The sequence below is a fragment of the Methanosarcina sp. DH2 genome (assembly GCF_020804225.1).
Classification (GTDB): Archaea; Halobacteriota; Methanosarcinia; order Methanosarcinales; family Methanosarcinaceae; genus Methanosarcina.
In genome coordinates, this window is record NZ_WJBI01000024.1 from 1 (window position 1) to 20,252 (window position 20,252).

Genomic DNA, 20,252 nt, shown 5'->3' on the forward strand with positions numbered 1-20,252 from the left:
ACTTCAGGGTTTGAAGCACACAAAGCAAGAATCTCTTCACGTGTAAGCATGATAACGAAACAAAATAGAATTCAATTTATATCCAATTTTTCCTCGAAAAGAGGAAAAATTGTAGCCTTTAAAAGGCTGCCTGAATAGTTACAAAAATTTAAGATTTTTTTCTCTTTTCCTTCTCAGGTGCCACAGGCTCGGTTAAAAAGAATCCAGATGATGCGAAATCTTTGACATCCATTTTGTGAGATTTCTCACCGGAAGAGATAGCAGGAGTGATGAACCGGAAAAACTCACTGGCAAACTGCTCGTAGCTGAACCCCTCCGCCTCGATCACCAGTTTCCATTTATTTTCCATTGACAGGATACCCATGAAGGAGATCATAAGGTACATTGAGGTCAGGAATGGATCGAGATCTGCCCGGATTGTACCGTCATCGATGCCCTCCTGGATCGCATCCCGCAGGATCAAACGGCAGGTACCATATCCCTTTCCAATCTCTGCGGTACACGGGTTCTCTTTTGAAAAACGCTCAGAACCGTAAAAATGGATCATTCGAAGATAATCGGGGTATTCCTGCGAATATTGGTAATAAGCTTGGCCCATCAGGACTACCTTGACAATTCCTGGAACCTGTTTCTCCATGCATTCCGTATATTTTTCTTTAAGGATCTGGATACCACGGAGTACAATGGTTGCGAAAAGTGTCTCCTTATTTTTAAAATACAGATAAATAGTAGCCTTATTCAGTTCGACCTCGCGGGCGATGTCTTCCATGGAAACATCTTCATAACTTCGAGAGAAAAAGAGACGCTCGGCTGCATCGATGATCTCGGTTTTTCGCTGTTCCTTTTCTCGCTGTCTTCTATCGGCGATTCCCATATTGCTACTCCAGCTAACCCATATTTATATTATGACTGTTAGTTATACGATTTAAGAAATGAATGTATTCCAATTTTCTACTTTTACTTCCAGTTTTACCGATTGGAGATATTCATTAGATAAAACATTCAGGCTCCTTTCGCTGGCTATAGAGCGTATGGAGACGCACTGATGCGTCTTTAACCAGCCCGGGTTTCATCGATCTGGCGTTTTGAGGACAGCTCTTGATACACGCACAGCAGGTAATGCACTTTCCTGTATCAATCAAATTACTATTTTCCGGATCGATAGCACCAGTAGGGCATCCCTCTGCACAGGTCCCACACTGGGTACACGCATCACTGACCTCAATAAAATCAACATTCCACAGCTTCGAATCCCCCCGGTAGGGATGGCAGCCGGGTATATTTACATCAGAGATCTGGTCAACTGATGGAATGGTGTTGAGTTTTTCCTGTATTTTTCGTCCAAATGACTCTGCGTGGTATAAGTCGCTTGCATCCGGACGATCTTTGGCCGTTGGTGTTTCGTCGCTGGAAAATGAATGTTCCCCAATATAGGCCCCACCGGCGATCGGTTTACATCCACACTGAGTCAGAATATCTTTTAGCTCGATGAGTGCGTCCTCATACACACGGTTGCCATAGACGACAACACAGACCGTGGGGGTGCTATGAGCTTGAATTGCATTCAGCCATTCAAGTATTAGTGCCGGCACCCTTCCCATATACACCGGCACACCAAGAATGAGTAGTTCTTTTTCCAATGTCTGTAACGGTTGTTTTCTCGCATCTGGTCTGGTAATATCAATTAATTCCACGGTACCTGGGTTAATACCATGCGCAATGCCCTGAACAACCGCTTTTGTTGTTCCGGTAGGTGAAAAATAAACTAATTTTACAGATTCTATTTCCATTTCATTTACTCCATTAGTTGTGTATGAATTGTATCGCTACCTGTTTTTACGGGATTCCCACTTTTTTGTTGAGTGTTTATGTGATTCATCCCTCTCATAGGAAGGTATAATCCCCAATATTGTGTCTAGAGACAGTCTCGCTAGAGATGTATGACTCCAAGTAATCTTATTACTATTGGTCATTAAATAACTATTGGTTAGTAAGTAACTGTTAGTTACTTCGAAATATTTCCCAGGGAAAAATATCAGATGACCGCAGTCAGGGAGACGTTGCTATTGGGAGAAACGATTTTACAAGAGTGGCATTTTTTTGGGATACTTATAACCCATAAATTTAGTGCGGGGATATAGTTATCTTGAATTTTTTGTACGCTGTTTTGCATGTTCTATGCACAACTGACCTTTAGGAAGTAACCTTACTTAAAATATAAATTTTTCTATACATTCGTTTGAATTAATATTACGAACTTTTGTACGCTACTGTAAAACAAAAGCAGTTTAGATTCTTTACTAAGTGCCTATCCGAAAAGTCAGTAATGCATGCTGGAAAGCCATAATAGGTCTATGATATCAGAGTACCAGTTGCGGTTTTGCATATTACCTAATGTAAAAGTTACAGCAGGTAACCACTTTTCGGATAGGCTCTAAATAGTTTTGTGATAAATTAAATTCTGTGCGTGAAAATCGGTTTAAGATAGCTTTGACAATCTTGCTTCTGGTAGACGTGAGCGTCAGGTTATACTACCAGAAGGGCCGCAGAAAGTTCGAAAGAGTAGCAGTAAAACACGAAAAAAGAGAGAAATTCTTCTATTACCTGGTTGGAATGGGTATTATTCCCATATTCTACTATTTACTTACCTCCAGGATAGACACTTTTCGCCTGCCCTTCCCTACCCGGGTCCGCTGGTTAGGAGCAGGCATAGTTTTTACGGGCGATTTTCTTTTTATCTGGTCTCATAGAGCTTTAGGCAGTAACTGGTCACCCATCCTTGAAATCAGGAAAGAACATACCCTTGTAACCAATGGTCCTTACAAATTCATCAGACATCCCATGTATGCAGCTATTTTTATAGTAGGAATAGGGATCACACTTCTTTCTTCCAACTGGATAGTTGCCCTATCTTATATGTTGCCTGTAATCTGCATGTATTTGGTCAGGATATGTGACGAAGAAAGAATGATGATAGAGCAATTCGGAAACGACTATCGGAAATACATTAGGAGTACTGGAAGTTTGGTGCCAAAGCTGAGAGCTTGAGAAATAAAAGTAAAATTTAGGAGCAAATGAGATCTTCAAATTTAGAACTATCTAAATGGGATAGGAAAACATCACGAAGAATCTGAATTATATTGGCTTGTATCCGGCTTCCCGGATTGCGTCCTTTATTTTCCTAAGGTCTGTCCTGACTTCTTCAAAGTTCACAACTGCTTCCCTATTCTCCAGGTTTACATCCACCTCTACTACCCCTTTCACGGAAGCAATAGCTCTTCCTACTCTAACAACACAGTGGTTGCATTCCAAACCTTCAATCCTTATGATCTTCTGTACCATAGAAATCGCCCCCTTCCCTACTAACAGATTCCGGGTTTTGATTCACCCGATTTTGCCAAGTCTTATAAAAGCAGAATGGTATTACAAATATTATTCTGATATTATTCTGTACAGTATTATTTTAGATTCCGATTTATTAGAGCTTTTGTATTGAAGATTCAATACTCTTAATACTCTTAATACTCTTAATACTCTTAATACTCTTAATACTCTTGATACTCTTGATACTCTTAATACTCTTAAACTCTTCTTCACTCTCCATGCAGCGAAGTGATAACGGCTATGAGGATCGCTCCTGCAAACCCAACCAACCCGACCCAGGAAAAAGCATTTCCGTTTAGCAATATAAAGGCTGAGACAACGAGCAGGACAACAAGGAAAAATTCCTTTGAAAAAAGACTGTGTTTATTATCTTTTTGTCTCACTTCAAAGAGTCTGTCCCCCATGTATTGCATTTTGTTGGCAACCTCCCTGATTGCAGCCCTCATCTCGGCTTTTTCGTCTACTGGCTCGGCGGAAAACTCGATATGAAGGGCAGCCCCCTTTGGAGCATTGAGTTTTTTATAGGCATCCATGAGAACAGGAATTGCAATGCTTTTAATATTGTACCTCGGGTCTAGTTCAAGGCAAACTCCTTCTATAAGCAGGATCGCTCTTTGCAGGGTTGAAAATTCCCCTGGAAGCCGGATATCGTACTTCATGCCGAGTTTTGCGTAGTTATCGCTCTGCCTGCCTTCAAGCCCGTAGTTCTGGTTTGCAATCAGCTCATCCATATCCTTCCTGAGCCTGCGGACATCCACATCTCTCGCATCCGCGCCCCCGATTTTCAGGAAACCCTGGGTTGCCCCTTCGACATCCCTGTTATTGATAGCATAATAGAATTCCAGCATGTTCTTCTTGAGCTCGTCATCTATACTGCCGACAGCCCCGAAATCAATGAAAGCAATGGTATCGTTCTCCTGGACCAGCATATTCCCACCGTGTGGATCTGCATGGTAAAAACCGTCGATATAGACCTGTTTCAGGTAGCTCTTGGTGATCGTACGTGTGTATTCGGATTTTTTGCTTTGCGGCACAGGCATGTCAATTATATCTTTGACCTGGGTTCCCTGAATAAATTCCATTGTAAGGACGTTCGCAGAAGAATAATCCGAATAAATTTTAGGCACAGCAACATTTTTCACATTCTTGAAGTTGTCTTCGAAGCGGCGAATACTTACGGCTTCAATCCTGAGGTCAACTTCCCGTGTAAGCATCTCCCGGATCTCAAGTAAAAAAGCGTCAATATCAAAGTTCCGTCCTACTTTCAGAATCTTTTTCATAACAGGCTTGAAATCATCCAGGATTGAAAGATCAATATTTATAATGTCAATAAGGTTCGGGCGAAGGATTTTTACAGCTACGGGTTTGCCGTCAAGGATACCTTCATAGACCTGAGCAATTGAACCGCAAGCAATCGGATCAGGGTCAAAGCTGTCAAAAATATTAATGAAGGCTTTAGCTTTTCTCTCCCTTGCCGCTTTCAGTTCATCTTCACTTTTTTTCCTGTTCCTCTCCTCACGCGTCTGATACTCACATACACACGCAAGGTCCAGGGACTCAGCCATTTCCTCAAAAGGTACGGGCTTAACCTTATCCTGCAAATTCGCCATTTCAATGACATAGGGCTGGGGAACAAGGTCAGGCCGCTTGCTCATAGTCTGCCCCATCTTGATAAAAGTAGGTCCGAGCTCTTCAAAAGCCTGCCTGAGTTTTACCGCTGTCTGCCTGTTCTCAACATCAAAAGCACAGGTACAATCAGGATTTGAGATATAATTGGTACGCAGGTCGTGATAGAGCTCAGGAATAAGATTGTACTTGAAAAGGACCCGTGTGACCTCAAGGTAACGCTTTGTTTTCCCCAGCATCCACTATGGATTGGACGTTATTGTTTAATAGAGTTTCTTTACAATAAATAAAGGAAAATGAGCTCTAACGCTAATTTTTTGAGATGTAGAACTATTTTTAACAAACCTTCCCTGGAACCTGCAAAATGGAGGAAGCAAAAGTTATTGTTTTCAATACGGGAATGTGTCTTTATGAGTGTGTTTCTTTATGAGAGTGTTTTTTTGTATATCTCTTAACCCTGCAGCTTGCAAAGATATCAAAAAGAAGCAAGCTTGAATTTGGCTGAAAGTTTGAATTTGCTGAAAGCTTGAATCTGGCTGAATATAGTAGTGCACAGTTCAGGATGTTATTATTAGGACTTACGCAGCTGAACTGAAAAGTCAATAGCATCAAATCTATGAAAGTATAAAATAGATGTTCAGGTCACAATTTCTTTGTGCTCATTTTGCACCTCAAGTGCGTAAGTCCTAATTATTATATCTAAGATTTCATGGCTTTCTTGAGATTTTCCGGGGACTATTGAAGAAAAATAGAAAACGGCCGGGAGCAGGTATTCGTAACTGCAAAAAATCGAAACTGTGTTGCAGGAATGGAAAACGATTTAATATATTTCATCACAAAGCATTTTGTGGAGAGAATGACACACTTTAAAACTCTTGAGTATATTAAAAACTCATATAGTTCGCGGATTTGCCAGCTAACAGAGGAAAAGAAAGCCGGAAAGAAAATAGTTGGCACTTTATGCCTTTTCGTGCCTGACGAAATCATTTTTGCGGCAGATGCTGATCGTGTTATACTGTGTGGGGGTAAAAATGATACTATATCTATAGCTGAGCAGTATCTACCCAGGAATATCTGTCCGCTTGTCAAGTCTTCCTTTGGCTCGGTCGTTAATAACGGCCGTTCTGGTGTAAAATCCTGCTCTCACTTTGGCCTGGTAGATATTGTCGTCGCCGAAAATACCTGCGATAGTAAAAAAAAGATGTATGAATTACTGGGGGACTATGTCCCGACCTATGTGCTCGATCTTCCGCAGAAACCCGATAGCCTTGCTGCCGTAAAATATTTCCTGGAGGAACTTAACAAATTCAAAGGCGTCATGGAACAGCTGACGGGTAATAAGGTCACCGTCGAACAATTAAAGAAGGAAATAATCTCGTCGAACGAGACGAGAAAGCTACTTCACAGGCTTTATGACCTGAGAAAAACGGACTCTCCGCCAATCAGCGGTGTGGATGTGATAAAGGTCATGCAAAAGCAGTATGTTTTATCGGCAGAAGATTTTAAAAAAGCCCTTCGCAGTCTCATCGACGAAGCGGAGAAGATTAAGGCTGATTTTAAGACTGATTTTACTCGCAAGCCCAGAATAATGATCTCAGGCTGCCCGATGCCTGGCGGGAACACCAAAGTACCTGAGATCATAGAGAATAGGGGTGGTATCATCGTTGTGGAGGAAAGCTGTACTGGCACAAGGTCATTCTGGGACCTTGTCGACGAGAGCAAAGACCCTATGACTGCACTGGCAGAACGTTATATCAAAATACCCTGTTCCTGCATGACTCCGAACGACAGGCGTATTGACAACATTCTGGAACTTGCAAGAGAGTTTAAAGTCGATGGTGTGGTGAATTATACCCTGCAATTCTGCCACGGCTATAACATCGAGCGGTATAAGGTGCAACAGGCGCTGAGGAATGCCGGGATACCTGTGCTTTCGATAGAGACGGATTATAGCGATTCGGACGTTGAGCAGATCGGACTTCGAGTGGATGCTTTCATGGAGATGCTTTCATGATCTCAGTCGGGATAGATTCGGGCTCGGCCACTACAAAAGCCGTCCTAGTAATTGACGGTCAGATGATCACTCGCAACATACGTCCAACAGGGTTCGATTTTTTATCAGCTGCAAAAAGCGTGTGTGAAGATGTACTCTCTAATGCCGGAATCGATAAAAAAGATGTGACCGGCATATACGCAACCGGATACGGCAGGAATAGCATAAAGTTTGCCGATAGAGCAGTAAGTGAGATCACAGCTCACACAATGGGTGTTTATTACCTTTACCCGGCTGTCAACGGGATTATTGACATTGGAGGCCAGGACAGCAAGATTATTTCAGTAAATGACGGCAGGGTAACCGATTTCTTAATGAACGATAAATGTGCGGCTGGCACGGGTAAATTCCTAGAGTACACGGCAAAGGCGCTTGAAGTGCCGATAGAAGAACTGGGGAATCTGGCTCTTGTTTCAAAAGAACCTGCCAGCATAACAAGCATGTGTACCGTATTTGCCGAGTCAGAAGTTATATCTCTCCGGGCGAGAGGCTTTAAAAAAGAGGATATCGCGGCGGGACTCATTGAAAGTATCGCCAGAAGGGTTGCGGTTATGGTCCGACAGGTCGGGTTAAAACAGAACGTAGCTTTCGTAGGCGGTGTGGCAAAAAACGCAGGCATTAAGGTATTTCTGGAAAAAGAACTGGGAATCTCGCTTTACGTACCTCCCGAGCCGCAGGTCACGGGAGCGCTCGGAGCTGCGCTGTATGGAATCGGTAAGAACAGTATAGTTTAAAAAATACTTGAAAGAGGGAGTAAATTAAATGAAAAGAGAAGCCACGGATATTACTGAGTGAGAATCCCGTGTGGAAAAAGATGTCGTTAATGCATTGCAACTGCAAGATTAGAGGTATTTTTCCAACTCTGTTTTCACTTTTTGTACTTCTTCCTGCCCATACTTCATATCCATATTCTTCTTGATGCCCAGATCGGTGACGACCAGGCAAACCTCTGGCTTTATCCCTGCTTCGTCCAGTGTTCTGGAGGCACAATTATTCGAACACCCGTCGACGCAAATAACCTTCCGTCCTGACCTGTTAGGAACTACAAAGTTCTCAATATGAGCACCTATTGCAGCGACACATCCGATCTTTGCTTTTTCTTCCCAATAAAGAAGCTTGCAAGCATCATTCGTTGCCTGCCCTACATTTGAAGACCCTGAGCACTGGAATATCCAGGGAAGCTGTTTTTGAGTTTCTTTATTTTCTTGCACATTTACACCTTTACTTGTTTCTATTCTGGATATTGATTCATCTATTCATTTGTTCATTTGTTTAGCATACTGAGTCGTGTAGAGAAATTCCGGTGTCTGTAAGGCGGTACATTCCATTTTCTAATTTCAAGAATCCGTCATTTAACAGAAAATCCATATGGAACTTAAAGAAGAAATCATTTAACCCGGATTCCTCCTTTAACTGTCCTTCAGGCTTCCCGAAAACCCCAACTAACCTGAGAAGTTTTCTTCTTGCTGGATTTATAGAAGCTTTTTCCATTGCCCAATGTCCCTGTTTGACATTCTCAGCTTCAGTTGATTCTCCTTTCTGGTTGAAATAAATGTCAACTTCGTCTATATCTTCAGTCATGTCAAAACTCCATTTTTTGAAGCAAAAAGCTTTTTTCAAAGTTCTGAGAGGATTTAGTAATTATATTAGTAATTATATTATGGCATCTCTATTTTAAGTATATTTTGAAATTCTTTTTAAGCTATAGCAAATCAGATTTTTAAACATTGAAATTTCAATTTGTACTCATTTGTAGAGTCACTTCTGAATTTCAAGTTACTTGGAGCACTTAAAAAGACTGTTCAGTCATATTACTAAAATTTGGAAAAAAGTAAAATGAAGATAGAAGTGCTTTTAATCCTTAAAGCAAATAATGCCGGATATCTCCTATTGCATTTTTCCAAAATTTTTGTCCCATATTATATTTTAGTCCACTCTACCTGTGAGCCGGCACTAATGCACGCTGCTACTGCTAGTGCTTCTGCTATCTCTTCTCTTGTGCATCCTGCTTCATATGCTTTCGGCAAATAAAGATCAACGCAGGCCTGACAGCGCACGAGTACTGCAGCGACAACAGCAATCAACTCTTTTGTTTTAAGGTCAAGGAAATTGTCTGTGGATAACACAGTATCTGTCATCTGTTTGTAAGCTTTAGCAGTTTCAGGCAATGTCTCTTTTAAAAGCGGCATTTAATACCCTCCCGAATCCTATTGATATCTATATTCAACTGATTTTCAACCTGCTCATGGCTTTGCTTTTTGCCAAAAGCAGAATTGTATTGCATCCCAGCGTTACTTCTTCTCATCCTTTTTTGAAGGACTATATCGAACGTCAGCACCGCTTTTTCCAAAAGCAGAGTTAATTACAAAGCTGGCGCTCATACTCCTCGGTGGTGGAGGATGAGTATCCAGAAGATCCTCTTCATCATCTACAGTATATTTAGTATCATTTTCTTCTGATGACTGTTTATCCTTTAACTCCTCGTCTGACAACATTCTCACCTCTACCTTCTCACCTCTTTCTCTTTTTCTCATTTTTTAAAGGATCTCACGTATTTTATTTAATCACGTTTAATTATTAGAATGTAGGTTTAAAAGGATAATGATACTATATCAAAAATTGGCTTCATAATGATTTAAATAAAACGCATTTGCGAAGCTTTTATCTAAAGTGGAAAAATGAATCTAGACTTGATATTTGTTAGTAGATTCCTTTTTTGTAAAAATAAAAAATAAAAAATTTTATGATACTATTGACATTTATCTAAAGTGGAATAGGGTAAGAAGAATTATCCTGAAAGGGAATCTTTTTTAAAATTATTCTTATGATTGGATACCTATTTATACTAGTGATTACAAAAAAATATTCTTGTCTTTTGCTTTTTTAGTAGAATCTTTGCTTATATTTCAGTACTCAATTTAATCTTCCGTTCTTCTACTTTAGAGAAATGCAAAGAAATTTTCTTTGCCAACTTCTTTTCGTTAATTTCGCACTTAGTCTCCTGCATTTGAATTACGAACCCTTTATATAACCTAAAGTAATTACAACTCTTCTATATGTTTATATATTTCACTTAAAATGGAAATGTTATTATGGATTCTCCCTCTGAACAAAAAAAGCTTTTTAACTTCACTGAATCTAAAGCCTATAAAGAAATCTATAAAGAAAGGTCTATTTTGGAAATTGATTATGTGCCTGAATCTCTTGTTGGAAGAGACAAACAAATACAAAGCATTGCAGAAATCTATTATCCTTTAGGCGATAAAGAAAAACCTAAAAATACCTTGATTTACGGACCTCCCGGAAGCGGAAAAACCGTTACTATAAGGCATATTCTAAACCGGTTATGTTCAGAGCTTCCTGATGTGAATATAAGAGATATTATTATTCCATGCGGTGAACATAATACAATTGTAAAAATTCTTATTTTTTTAATTAAAGGTTTAGGCTATGAGAAAGACTTGCCATTAAGAGGGGTCGCATCTGGCTTTTTCTATGATCTTTTTTATGAGCTTCTTCGACAGAAAGATTATTCTCTGACATTGATTTTCGATGAAATTGACAAGATAAAGGATGATAGTATTATTTACAATCTCATAAGGGCAGAGGAGTTTAAAGAGGTAAACGGAAGGCAGTACATTCACATAATCGGCATTTCAAACACAGATCAGTTTATCAACTCTCTTGGCCCTATTGTAGCCTCTTTTTTCCAGCCAGATACAATCGTATTCCCGCCATACAATGAAAAACAAATTATAGACATCCTGAACAATCGTATTCCTCTTGCATTCTGTCCTAATGCAATAAATAAAAAGATTATAGAATTATGTGCTCAATTAGCAGCAGATGAGGGAGGAGATGCTCGGAGAGCAATACTCCTGTTACAAGCAGCCGGTGATATGGCAATTAAAACGGAGTGTAACAGAGTGCAATCCGGTCATGTACCAATGGCAGTGGATAAAATAAACAAGGACGTCAGCTATCGGTTTGTATCTAACATGTCTTATGGAGAAAAACTGGTAACTTTAGCATTAATAAAAACTGAGAAATACCTGAAACCCGACAAATTTGTAATAACAGGTAACGTTTATAAGGTCTATGTTGACATGTGCAAAAAAGCGAACATAAAGCCTACTTCTCTGGGGGCGTTATCTCAGAAAATAACCAAATTCAATATGATGGGGATTCTAAATGCTACAGTTACAAGCAGAGGCAGGGGCGGGCAAACAAGTGAGATAATATTCATAAACAACCCTGACTTTATAGAGGAAGCAATTTATCAAGACTGTAAATTCGTTAGGTATTATAATTATGTTCCCAATGTAAAATAATTACTGTCAACCCATCACAGGGACTTATAAAGTTATTAAGAATTACACAACTCAATAGGACAATGAAGCTTTTCACGTCTTTGCTATTATTTTCCTGAAAACATTCTTAAAAGCCAGATTTTTTGCTTCCTGAATAATAAATCCGGCTTCTTCTATATTCTTCAGCATATTCCGGGTTGTATGGTCTCCAAGAGGAAAACAGAAAAGGATCAATTAATTCTTCAAACTTGACAATAAAAGGGTTGCTGCTGCGTATATGCTCAAGGGCTACCAGCTTTCCCGAGGGTTTCAGGACACGCCTCATTTCTTTAAGAGCTTTCGCAGGATCTGGGATTGTACAGAGAACAAAAGTCGTAACCACATAATCAAAGCTATTATTCGGAAATTCAAGATGCTCTGCGTCCATAAAGAAAAAATTAATATTTTTCATTTCCCTAGCTTTTTTCTAGCTTCTTCGAGCATCCCTTCACTGTTGTCAATTCCTGTAACCTGAGCATTTGAAGGGTAGTATTTCAGATTTCTTCCGCTCCCCATTCCGACTTCCAGAACTTTTCCGCTAAGGCCTGAAAGTGCCTCTTTTCTACATTTTCGAAAAAAGAAAAGTTCCAGCGACAGGTCTATCGCTTCATAAATGTGTGCTATTCGGTTATATTTTGGAGCTGCGGACATTGTGTACACTTTAGGCATCTTTGCGGATATGGATGTGAATATAGGTTTTAGAGTCAAAACTCTCTGAATTAAATTTTTACGGTTTTGCCCTGATCTTTTTGAAAACATCCTTAAAAGCCAGATTTTTTTCTTCCGTTATAGTGAACCCAGCTTTTTTGAGATTCTCCACTGTATTTCGGGTCATATCGTCCCCGATAAAGAAAAACATAATCGGGTTGATTAAGTCCTCAATCCGGGCGATAAAAGAGTTTTTGCTGCGCATGTGTTCAAGGGATACCAGCTCCCCCGAAGGCTTAAGGACGCGTCTAATTTCTTTTAAAGCCTTTACGGGATCAGGAATTGAACAGAGGACAAAGGTTGTAACAACATAATCGAAGGTATTGTCCGGAAATTCCATGTGCTCAGCATCCATAAGGAAAAGAGTGACATTTTGCATGTCCTCTGCTTTTTTTCGGGCTTTTTCAAGCATCCCTTCACTGTTATCGATTCCTGTAACCAGAGCTCCCGAAGAGTAATATTTCAAGTTCCTTCCGGTCCCCACTCCTACTTCCAAGACTCTGCCTTTGAGTTTTGAAAGTGCTTCGTCTCTCCACCCTCCGTATAAAAAAACCTCTACCGGGAGTTCCAGCAGGTCATAAATGGCTGAGATTCGGTCATACTTTGAGACTACGGACATCAAATGAATTTACGCTTTCATACCTGATATATTGCCTGGGAAAACTCCCGAAAACCGATTCATATTTAAGTGTTTGAAATAATACCACGCTTCGGATTTAGGTTAATGATTAACAAAGACCCGATAAAGATAAGTCGAGATCTAAGGCGAGCTTACATTCATAATATCATTTATCTCACAGGAATCATTATTACATAAAGACTCTCACAATACAGATCTATTTCACAGTTATACATTTACAATTACACAGAGGAAAACCGATGAGCAATATATTACGCAGAGGCAGGCTTGAAGCTGCCCAGGATGAGGAAATTTTACGTTACACCTCCTCTATGGAGGCTGACAGGTGGATTTTTAATGCTGATATAGTGGTGGACCTTGCCCATACGGTGATGCTGAAAGAGCAGGGGATTATAAAAGAAGAAGACTGTGGCAAAATCCTCAGCGGGCTTTTAAAGATAAGGGAAGAAGGCATGGAAAAGCTCGACTTCAGCTATGAAGACATACACATCTCTCTTGAATCCAGGCTCATCGATATGGTCGGAGAAGACATCGGAGGTAGGATGCATTCAGGGCGTTCCAGGAACGATGAGGTTGCAACCTGCATCAGGCTGACCCTACGAGAAGAGCTTATTGGACTGCTAGAAGAACTCTTTACACTCAGGAAAACTCTTGTCACGCTTGCAGGAAAACACATTGAAACCCTGATGCCCGGCTTTACTCACCTTCAGCATGCCCAGCCGACCACGCTTGCCCACCACCTCTGTGCTCACGAGGCCGCTCTCGGAAGAGACTTTGACAGAGTGCAGGACGCTTTTTCCAGGGTTAACCTTTGCCCGCTCGGAGCTGCTGCATTTGCTTCTACAGGCTTTAATCTGAACAGGAAACGTACGCAGGAACTCCTGGGATTTGAAGGCCTGCTGGAAAATTCAATGGACGCGGTCAGCAGCAGGGATTTCCTTATTGAATGTGCTTCCGTTTTTTCAAATCTCATGATAAATCTGAGCCGGATGGCTGAGGAACTTGTAATCTGGTCTTCGTCCGAGTTTAATTTCATCGAACTGGATGACACATACGCCTCTACCTCCTCGATTATGCCCCAGAAGAAAAATCCGGATACTGCAGAATTAATGCGCGGAAAAACAGGAGTGGCTGTGGGAGCTCTTATGTCCCTGCTCACAATCTGTAAAGGACTGCCCCTGAGTTATAACCGCGACCTGCAGGAAGCAACACCCAATATCTGGCGCTCGGTTGAAACCGTAAGGGCTTCTGTCAGGGTAATGGATGGGATGGTCAGAACTATGAGGGTTCATTCCGAAGTGCTTGCGGCGGAATCAGTCACTGGTTTTACGACAGCTACCGAACTTGCAGATACTTTTGTTCGGGAAACGGGAATTCCCTTCAGAACTGCCCACCAGATTGTCGGGATGCTTGCAAAGGAAAGGGAAAAGCCCACAATGGAAAAAATTGATTCTGCTGCTGAGGTTGTGCTTGGAGAGTCGCTTTCAAGCAGGGGATTGACAGAAAAGATGGTAAAAGAAGCTCTCAACCCGGTCTCGAATATCAAAAGAAGGAAAGTTACAGGAGGTCCTGCTCCGGAAGAAATGCAGCATTATCTATCAAAGAGGCAGGCTGAGCTTGAATTGAATGAGCAGGAAATTGCAACCTTGAAAGATATAATAGACTTGGCTTTTGAAAACCTGCTCGCAGTAGTTGAGGAGTACAGGAAAAGCTGAATTCGGCGGTTTTAAGCACGAAAAAACACGTTTAATTTTAATATTATTTAGACCTCTTAGTATCACACATTCTTAGTATCGTACAGATTATACTGCATTATACATCTACTGCAACGTCTATCTGCAATGTCTATCTGCAATATCTATCTGCATTACAGCACTTTTACAGAATTACAGCACTTATACAGAATTATAGCACTTTAAAAATTCAGCAGAAAGGGATCATTCATGGAATTCAAACAGGGCGATTGGGTACGTATTGAAAAGAACGGTACTGTCTATGAAGGCAAAGTGATGCCTTCCATGGAAGGGTATATCACAATAAAAATGAAAAGCGGGTATAACGCCGGTTTTTCTATTGATAAGGTCAGGATAACTCTTCTGGAAAATAACGGGGAAATTGCAAACGGAAGCAATGGAGGCAGAAACGGCGTAAAAGAGTCTAAAAATGTAACGGAAAAGATTTCAAAGCCCGGACTCCCAAAAATCGCAATTCTTTCTACGGGTGGAACGATTGCCAGCAAAATCGACTACCGCACAGGTGCAGTCACATCCCAGTTTACTGCTGACGATATCCTTGCTGCAATTCCGGAACTGAAGGAAATTGCAGACTTTAAAGGCAGGGTAATTTCAAGTATCCTTTCAGAAAATATGGACTCGGACTCCTGGCAAAACCTCGCGAAAGCTGTTGTTGAAGAAATAGAAGCGGGGGCTGAGGGAATAATCGTTACTCACGGGACAGACACAATGATGTACTCTGCCGTAGCCCTCTCCTTTATGATCGAAACTCCCGTACCTATCGTGTTCGTAGGTTCCCAGAGAAGCGCAGACCGCCCGAGCAGCGACAATGCCATGAACGCAATCTGCGCAGCCAGAGTTGCTATAAGCGATATTGCCGAAGTCGTGGTGGTTATGCACGGCACAACCTCTGACGATTTCTGTGAGATCCACCGGGGGACTAAAGTCAGGAAAATGCACACCTCCCGCAGGGATGCTTTCAAGTCCGTAAACTCCCTTCCGATAGGGACTGTAGACTACAGTACAGGAGAAATAAAGACTTTTATTGACTATACCAGGCGCGGAGAAAAAGCCCTGAAATTTAAGCCGGGTATGGAACCAAAGTGTGCCATTGTAAAGTTCACTCCGGGAGCAGATCCGACAGTCCTTGACTATTATATAAGTAATGGCTATAGAGGGCTTGTTATTGAGGGTACAGGTCTCGGTCATGTTTCCACAAAATGGATTCCCCTTCTCCAGAAAGCTGGGGACGCAAAAATGCCTGTAATAGTCACATCACAGTGTCTTAATGGCAGGATCTGCGACCGTGTTTATGATACGGGCCGTGATATGCTGAAAGCTGGTGCAATCGAAGGAGAAGATACTCTGCCCGAAACGTCCCTCGTCAAACTGATGTGGGTGCTCGGCCAGACAGAGGATTTTGAAAAAGCTGTCAGTATGCTCAGGGAAGACCTCAGTGGGGAAATTACTGAGTGTACGCATAAATAAAAACTCTGAGAAACTGTAGTAAAATAACCTGAAAAATAACCTGAAAAATAACCTGAAAAATAACCTGAAAATCTGTGTAAGTAAAAAAAGCAGAAATCTTTTTTACTTTTTTTATTTTTTGACAGGCTGCTTGACAGGCTCGCTGAGGTATTTTACATTTTGAGGATCTAAAAAGATCTCCTGAGTAAAATGAATTACTTCCCGAGCCTGGGAGTATTCTTTTATTAGTCCGGTTCTTATGATTCTTTTAATACTATGGTAAGCTCATCTGTTGTTATTTCCTGCCAGCATGTCGAATACAGTTCATAAGAGGCAGGATAAGTCATGGATCAAGTCCGGCTGCAGGAAGAGAAAGAAATCAGGAGTTTCCGGAACTAACCTCTCGTATTTTAAAGTTCACTTCAATGCGAAATTTACCCCGCTCAACATATTTAAATAACAAAAAGCTATAATGTACTGTGCTAACAGGTGTCATGTTAGCCAATAGCAGGAAAATTCTAGGCAGGTGTGTAGTAAATGTTAGTGTTAGGAATTGAGGACCCACAGATCTGGCTTGCATATGTATTTTGCGTATTAAGCGCACTCGGATGCATGATTTACGGGGTATTGAACTGGAAAGGCGGGGAAGAAGAACAGGCAGTTAAGAGTGGGGCTCAGAGAACAACAGTTCAGGATCAGTAAAACCGATCCTGGGTTAAGTTTGACTCTTATTTAAGGCGATTTTTAAATACGCCTGTGCAAAACAGCAGTTAATACTATTCTGGAATGATTTTTATGGCAGTCAGTACTTCAACTCTTATCCTGTTTGTTATTATTTATCTTACGGCCACTTTCTATGTTGCCTACCTGGGATACAAGAAGAATTCCCAGACCGAAGGGTATATGCTCGCCGGTAGAGGTGTCCATCCTGCAATTATGGCTCTTTCCTACGGAGCTGCGTTTATCAGCACTTCTGCAATAATAGGGTTCGGAGGAGTAGCCGCTTCTTTAGGAATGGGGCTTCTGTGGCTTGTGTTTATGAATATATTTTTTGGGATATTCATTGCTTTCGTTATTTTTGGTCCCCCTACACGGCGTATGGGGCTAAATCTGGGAGCCATAACTTACCCTGAATTTATAGGAAAACGCTTCCAATCAAAGTTTATTCAGGGTTTTTCCGGGCTCCTGATCGGCATTTTCATGCCTCTTTACGCTGCAAGCGTTATCATAGGAGCCGGAAGATTCCTTGAGACAACTCTCGGGGTCAACTACAATATTGCTCTTATAATCTTCACCATCATAATCGCTTCTTATGTGCTTAAGGGCGGCCTTCTCTCAGTAATGTATGTGGATGCCATGCAAGCTGTCCTGATGCTGCTGGGAATGGGTTTTCTGCTTGTCTTTACTTACAGTAAGCTTGGAGGAGTTGTTGAAGCCCATCAGGCTCTTACCAGCATGGCAAGCCTTGTTCCTCAGGCTCTTGTAGACCAGGGACACAGGGGCTGGACTTCAATGCCTGCACTTGGCTCTCCTATATGGTGGACAATGTTTTCCACAATCATAATGGGTGTGGGAATAGGAGTACTTGCACAACCGCAACTTGCAGTCAGGTTCATGACTGTAAAAGATGACCGTTCCCTGAAAAGAGCAGTCGCTATTGGAGGCCCTTTCATCCTGATGATGGCAGGAGTCGCTTATCTTGTAGGAGCTCTCTCCAATGTATATTTCTTCAAGACTACAGGCATGATTGCCCTTCAGGTCGTGAAGGATGGAAACACCGATCTTATAATGCCTACATTCCTGAACCATTCCATGCCTGAAATGTTTGTAGCGCTCTTCATGCTCAGCCTGCTCTCAGCTGCAATGTCTACCGCAGCTGCCCAGTTCCATACGATGGGTACAGCCATAGGGTATGACGTCTACCAGCAGAGCATTATGAAAGGCAAGTCCACAGCGACAGTTCATGTTACAAGATTAGGTATTGCCTTTACCATCCTTGTCGCAGTCGTTCTGGCATATATCCTGCCCATAAGTATTATTGCCAGAGCTACTGCCATGTTCATGGGTCTGTGTACGGCTGCTTTCCTGCCCTTGTTTATTGGAGCACTTTTCTGGAAGCGTACAACAAAAGCCGGAGCAACTGCAAGCCTTGTAATCGGGTCTTTAAGTAGCCTCTTCTGGCTGACTTTTGTCCATGCAAAAGAAGCAGTTCCTCTCGGGATCTGCCAGGCAATTTTCGGAAAGGCAACTTTACTTTCAGGCACCTGGACCGTTGTAGACCCGATCCTGATCGCGACTCCTCTCTCTCTCCTTGCCCTTGTAGTGATAAGCCTTATGACACCCCAATTTTCACCTGAATTCCTGAAGAAGGCTTTCAGGCTCAGATTTGAAGATGAAGAGGAAGTGTCAGAGTCAGCGTCACACAAGGCAGTCGAATCAACAGGCGTTTAAGCCTGCTCCTTTAAAAAATCAGGCGCATTTTTATGCGCTATCTATTTTTCCATTTCACCTTGTTTTCGCAATAAACAAAAGCAGGTATACTTACTATATGATTTATATTGTGGATTAAAGTTTTCGGAGTAACTGATGTATCTTTATACTCATTAAGGGAAGGCGGGATGAAGTGGCATACGAGTTATCAGGAATAATAGAAATTTATTCAGAAAACAAGAAGCGAAGTGAAGAAAAAGAGAAAATGAAGGAAAATGAAAAAATGAAAAAAATGAAGGAAAGTGAAGGAATGAAAAGAAGATGATAATGAAGGAAAATGAAAAAAATGAAGGAAAGTGAAGAAATGAAAAGAAGATGATAATGAAGAAGAGACAGAAAAATAGGAAAATAAAAAGATCCTGTTTTGATAGCTCTTTTTGATGGATCTATTTACTTCAGATTTTGCAGAAGCTTTCAATTTTCTTTTCTGACAGGCAGGGTCTGCCCCCCGTGAGGCATCAGGTGAACTTTTGCGTCGGGATTTTCCGAGATAACTGCAGACAGGGCGTCCTGCACACTTGTCATTGGAGTAAAAAAGGCACTTCTGGCTTTTTCTTCCGGGAGCTTCGAGACAAGGTAGAGCTTGAATTTCTTTGAAGCTTTTGCAACGATCGCACTCTTGTGTCCTCCAAACTCGAAGCAATGCTTGAAGCGCTCTATTGCATCCTCTGGTGTTTTACACTCCCTGTTCCAGCATTCGTATACCTGGTTTCCTATCCCTTCGGCACATTCCGCTACAAGGATAATAGAGCCGCCATCCTTTACAGCCTGAGTTGCGTTGTCCAGAGCTTTGTTTGCCTGATAGAGGTTGATATCCTTGGGATAGCCTCCGCAGGAAACGACCACAGCATCTGCAGGTTCTACGGGCACTTTATACATGGCATCCACAATCTCGACCCCTTTCCTGTGGGCTTCGATAAAATCGCCTGCAACGGCAGCGACAATTCCTTTTTTGCTATCAAGGATAACATTAAGAATAAACTTAAGCCCGAAGATCTTTGCAGCTTCTTCCATATCCTGCCTGACAGGACTGTCTACCCTTCCGGAAACCGCATTTTCCTCTATCATCATTTTGTGGTTGGTAAGCACTGCCTCTTCAGAGCTTACACCGGGAAGTACGGACTTTGCCCCACCACTGTACCCTGCGTAGTAATGGAACTCAATTCCTCCGGCCCCAATAACGAAATCAGCACCGAGCACTTCTTCAAAGACATCAATAGGAGTCCCGCGGCTGGTTACCCCGATCCTTCTGCACCTGGAAGTGTTGTGCTGGATGCACCGGATTTTTTTGTAGATATCGTCTCCAACCAGTTGTTTTGATTCCTCTTCAGTCTGCTGGCGGTGAAGCCCGAGAGCAAAGACAATTGTGATATTCTCATCCTTTGCCCCCCCAAGATAAAGCTCTTTAAGTAAAGGAGGAAGGATCTTTGCCGTAGGAGTAGGCCTGGTAACATCGCTTACGATAATCGCAATCCTGATCTCAGGGTTTACAATCTCCGAGAGTCTCCTGCTCTTGATAGGATTCTCGAGCGCTTTCCTGATTAAAAGAGCCTCATCCTCTTTATTTTCAGGCTCCGAAGGCAGGATCAGGCTGGAAATATTCTTCTCAGGGATATTCAGCTCAGAAGTCCCATTTCCGAAAGCAAGTGGAATCTTTTTCATATTTGTCGTCATGTTCATGTCGATGATTTCGTATTGATTATATAAAACTATATAGGTAAACAATATTCAGGATTAAAATTACACTTTTAACTTAAGTCGAACAAACAGTTCGAGTTTTGCGATCTATTTATTTTTGCGGC

The 20,252-nt window shown here is 41.6% G+C and carries 20 protein-coding genes and 1 pseudogene; 9 read left to right on the forward strand and 12 right to left on the reverse strand.

Annotated elements, in window-relative coordinates; genetic code table 11:
• Positions 1 to 148 precede the first annotated feature (148 nt).
• Both FXV91_RS18595 and FXV91_RS18600 read right to left on the reverse strand, forming a co-directional pair.
• Complete coding sequence (locus FXV91_RS18595; RefSeq protein ID WP_229392288.1) at positions 149 to 874, reverse strand: TetR/AcrR family transcriptional regulator; 726 nt, start codon at positions 872 to 874, stop codon at positions 149 to 151.
• Between the two features lie 115 nt (positions 875 to 989).
• Positions 990 to 1,790, reverse strand: a complete 801-nt coding sequence (locus tag FXV91_RS18600; RefSeq protein ID WP_229392289.1) for an EFR1 family ferrodoxin — start codon at positions 1,788 to 1,790, stop codon at positions 990 to 992.
• 700 nt (positions 1,791 to 2,490) lie between these two features.
• Here FXV91_RS18600 and FXV91_RS18605 point away from each other — a divergent pair.
• The gene (locus FXV91_RS18605) at positions 2,491 to 3,048 is read left to right on the forward strand and encodes a protein-S-isoprenylcysteine O-methyltransferase (protein WP_229392290.1); all 558 of its coding nucleotides are present in this window, start codon (positions 2,491 to 2,493) and stop codon (positions 3,046 to 3,048) included.
• Positions 3,049 to 3,135: 87 nt separating this feature from the next.
• Here the strand turns inward: FXV91_RS18605 and FXV91_RS18610 are convergent, their stop codons facing one another.
• Complete coding sequence (locus FXV91_RS18610) at positions 3,136 to 3,342, reverse strand: heavy-metal-associated domain-containing protein (protein WP_229392291.1); 207 nt, start codon at positions 3,340 to 3,342, stop codon at positions 3,136 to 3,138.
• Between the two features lie 251 nt (positions 3,343 to 3,593).
• Positions 3,594 to 5,249 carry an AarF/ABC1/UbiB kinase family protein gene (locus tag FXV91_RS18615; protein WP_229392292.1) on the reverse strand — a complete coding sequence of 552 codons (1,656 nt, stop codon included), beginning with the start codon at positions 5,247 to 5,249 and terminating at the stop codon, positions 3,594 to 3,596.
• Between the two features lie 617 nt (positions 5,250 to 5,866).
• Between FXV91_RS18615 and FXV91_RS18620 the strand changes: the two genes are divergently transcribed.
• Both FXV91_RS18620 and FXV91_RS18625 read left to right on the forward strand, forming a co-directional pair.
• Positions 5,867 to 7,024: a double-cubane-cluster-containing anaerobic reductase gene (locus tag FXV91_RS18620; RefSeq protein WP_229392325.1), complete on the forward strand. Its 1,158-nt coding sequence runs from the start codon at positions 5,867 to 5,869 to the stop codon at positions 7,022 to 7,024.
• The gene (locus tag FXV91_RS18625) at positions 7,021 to 7,797 is read left to right on the forward strand and encodes an acyl-CoA dehydratase activase (protein ID WP_229392293.1); all 777 of its coding nucleotides are present in this window, start codon (positions 7,021 to 7,023) and stop codon (positions 7,795 to 7,797) included. The genes FXV91_RS18620 and FXV91_RS18625 overlap by 4 nt, the downstream gene beginning before the upstream one ends.
• A gap of 108 nt (positions 7,798 to 7,905) precedes the next feature.
• On the opposite strand, the gene FXV91_RS18630 is transcribed toward FXV91_RS18625, so the two are convergent.
• The 4 genes from FXV91_RS18630 to FXV91_RS18645 all read right to left on the reverse strand — a co-directional run bounded on the left by FXV91_RS18630 (position 7,906) and on the right by FXV91_RS18645 (position 9,597).
• Positions 7,906 to 8,274: a putative zinc-binding protein gene (locus FXV91_RS18630; RefSeq protein ID WP_229392294.1), complete on the reverse strand. Its 369-nt coding sequence runs from the start codon at positions 8,272 to 8,274 to the stop codon at positions 7,906 to 7,908.
• A gap of 61 nt (positions 8,275 to 8,335) precedes the next feature.
• Complete coding sequence (locus tag FXV91_RS18635) at positions 8,336 to 8,644, reverse strand: hypothetical protein (protein WP_229392295.1); 309 nt, start codon at positions 8,642 to 8,644, stop codon at positions 8,336 to 8,338.
• Between the two features lie 338 nt (positions 8,645 to 8,982).
• Positions 8,983 to 9,252 (reverse strand): carboxymuconolactone decarboxylase family protein, encoded by a 270-nt coding sequence (locus FXV91_RS18640; protein WP_229392296.1) that lies wholly within the window; start codon positions 9,250 to 9,252, stop codon positions 8,983 to 8,985.
• A gap of 102 nt (positions 9,253 to 9,354) precedes the next feature.
• Positions 9,355 to 9,597 (reverse strand): hypothetical protein, encoded by a 243-nt coding sequence (locus tag FXV91_RS18645; protein ID WP_229392297.1) that lies wholly within the window; start codon positions 9,595 to 9,597, stop codon positions 9,355 to 9,357.
• 558 nt (positions 9,598 to 10,155) lie between these two features.
• On the opposite strand from FXV91_RS18645, the gene FXV91_RS18650 reads away from it, so the two are divergent.
• A complete protein-coding gene (locus FXV91_RS18650; protein WP_229392298.1) occupies positions 10,156 to 11,394 on the forward strand; it encodes an AAA family ATPase in 1,239 nt (412 codons plus the stop codon).
• A 72-nt stretch (positions 11,395 to 11,466) separates the two neighbouring features.
• On the opposite strand, the gene FXV91_RS20310 is transcribed toward FXV91_RS18650, so the two are convergent.
• The 3 genes and pseudogenes from FXV91_RS20310 to FXV91_RS18660 all read right to left on the reverse strand — a co-directional run bounded on the left by FXV91_RS20310 (position 11,467) and on the right by FXV91_RS18660 (position 12,739).
• Positions 11,467 to 11,607, reverse strand: a complete 141-nt coding sequence (locus FXV91_RS20310; RefSeq protein WP_345945540.1) for a hypothetical protein — start codon at positions 11,605 to 11,607, stop codon at positions 11,467 to 11,469.
• Positions 11,608 to 11,661: 54 nt separating this feature from the next.
• A pseudogene (locus FXV91_RS20315) lies at positions 11,662 to 12,171 on the reverse strand (methyltransferase domain-containing protein).
• Positions 12,140 to 12,739, reverse strand: a complete 600-nt coding sequence (locus FXV91_RS18660) for a class I SAM-dependent methyltransferase (protein WP_229392299.1) — start codon at positions 12,737 to 12,739, stop codon at positions 12,140 to 12,142. Before FXV91_RS18660 ends, FXV91_RS20315 begins: the two are co-directional and overlap by 32 nt.
• A 260-nt stretch (positions 12,740 to 12,999) precedes the next feature.
• Between FXV91_RS18660 and argH the strand changes: the two genes are divergently transcribed.
• From argH to FXV91_RS20085, 5 genes are all read left to right on the forward strand, one after another.
• Positions 13,000 to 14,475, forward strand: coding sequence for an argininosuccinate lyase (gene argH, locus FXV91_RS18665; protein WP_229392300.1), 1,476 nt, complete (start codon positions 13,000 to 13,002; stop codon positions 14,473 to 14,475).
• Between the two features lie 228 nt (positions 14,476 to 14,703).
• Positions 14,704 to 15,981, forward strand: coding sequence for a Glu-tRNA(Gln) amidotransferase subunit GatD (gatD, locus tag FXV91_RS18670; protein WP_229392301.1), 1,278 nt, complete (start codon positions 14,704 to 14,706; stop codon positions 15,979 to 15,981).
• A gap of 516 nt (positions 15,982 to 16,497) precedes the next feature.
• Positions 16,498 to 16,662, forward strand: a complete 165-nt coding sequence (locus FXV91_RS18675) for a symporter small accessory protein (RefSeq protein ID WP_229392329.1) — start codon at positions 16,498 to 16,500, stop codon at positions 16,660 to 16,662.
• Between the two features lie 93 nt (positions 16,663 to 16,755).
• Positions 16,756 to 18,411, forward strand: coding sequence for a sodium:solute symporter family protein (locus FXV91_RS18680; protein WP_229392302.1), 1,656 nt, complete (start codon positions 16,756 to 16,758; stop codon positions 18,409 to 18,411).
• A gap of 172 nt (positions 18,412 to 18,583) precedes the next feature.
• Positions 18,584 to 18,715, forward strand: coding sequence for a hypothetical protein (locus FXV91_RS20085; protein WP_255680714.1), 132 nt, complete (start codon positions 18,584 to 18,586; stop codon positions 18,713 to 18,715).
• Positions 18,716 to 18,864: 149 nt separating this feature from the next.
• On the opposite strand, the gene larA is transcribed toward FXV91_RS20085, so the two are convergent.
• Positions 18,865 to 20,124: a nickel-dependent lactate racemase gene (gene larA, locus FXV91_RS18685; protein WP_229392326.1), complete on the reverse strand. Its 1,260-nt coding sequence runs from the start codon at positions 20,122 to 20,124 to the stop codon at positions 18,865 to 18,867.
• Positions 20,125 to 20,252: the final 128 nt, after the last annotated feature.

Excerpts from the sequence above, each read along its gene's own strand:
- FXV91_RS18640 (WP_229392296.1), bottom strand. The coding sequence starts at position 9,252 with ATGCCGCTTTTAAAAGAGACATTGCCTGAAACTGCTAAAGCTTACAAA.
- FXV91_RS18660 (WP_229392299.1), bottom strand. The coding sequence starts at position 12,739 with ATGTCCGTAGTCTCAAAGTATGACCGAATCTCAGCCATTTATGACCTG.
- FXV91_RS18615 (WP_229392292.1), bottom strand. The coding sequence starts at position 5,249 with ATGCTGGGGAAAACAAAGCGTTACCTTGAGGTCACACGGGTCCTTTTC.
- FXV91_RS18650 (WP_229392298.1), top strand. The coding sequence starts at position 10,156 with ATGGATTCTCCCTCTGAACAAAAAAAGCTTTTTAACTTCACTGAATCT.
- larA (WP_229392326.1), bottom strand. The coding sequence starts at position 20,124 with ATGACGACAAATATGAAAAAGATTCCACTTGCTTTCGGAAATGGGACT.
- FXV91_RS18680 (WP_229392302.1), top strand. The coding sequence starts at position 16,756 with ATGGCAGTCAGTACTTCAACTCTTATCCTGTTTGTTATTATTTATCTT.
- argH (WP_229392300.1), top strand. The coding sequence starts at position 13,000 with ATGAGCAATATATTACGCAGAGGCAGGCTTGAAGCTGCCCAGGATGAG.
- FXV91_RS18645 (WP_229392297.1), bottom strand. The coding sequence starts at position 9,597 with ATGAGAAAAAGAGAAAGAGGTGAGAAGGTAGAGGTGAGAATGTTGTCA.
- FXV91_RS18600 (WP_229392289.1), bottom strand. The coding sequence starts at position 1,790 with ATGGAAATAGAATCTGTAAAATTAGTTTATTTTTCACCTACCGGAACA.
- gatD (WP_229392301.1), top strand. The coding sequence starts at position 14,704 with ATGGAATTCAAACAGGGCGATTGGGTACGTATTGAAAAGAACGGTACT.
- FXV91_RS18620 (WP_229392325.1), top strand. The coding sequence starts at position 5,867 with ATGACACACTTTAAAACTCTTGAGTATATTAAAAACTCATATAGTTCG.
- FXV91_RS18635 (WP_229392295.1), bottom strand. The coding sequence starts at position 8,644 with ATGACTGAAGATATAGACGAAGTTGACATTTATTTCAACCAGAAAGGA.
- FXV91_RS18675 (WP_229392329.1), top strand. The coding sequence starts at position 16,498 with ATGTTAGTGTTAGGAATTGAGGACCCACAGATCTGGCTTGCATATGTA.
- FXV91_RS18595 (WP_229392288.1), bottom strand. The coding sequence starts at position 874 with ATGGGAATCGCCGATAGAAGACAGCGAGAAAAGGAACAGCGAAAAACC.
- FXV91_RS18625 (WP_229392293.1), top strand. The coding sequence starts at position 7,021 with ATGATCTCAGTCGGGATAGATTCGGGCTCGGCCACTACAAAAGCCGTC.
- FXV91_RS18610 (WP_229392291.1), bottom strand. The coding sequence starts at position 3,342 with ATGGTACAGAAGATCATAAGGATTGAAGGTTTGGAATGCAACCACTGT.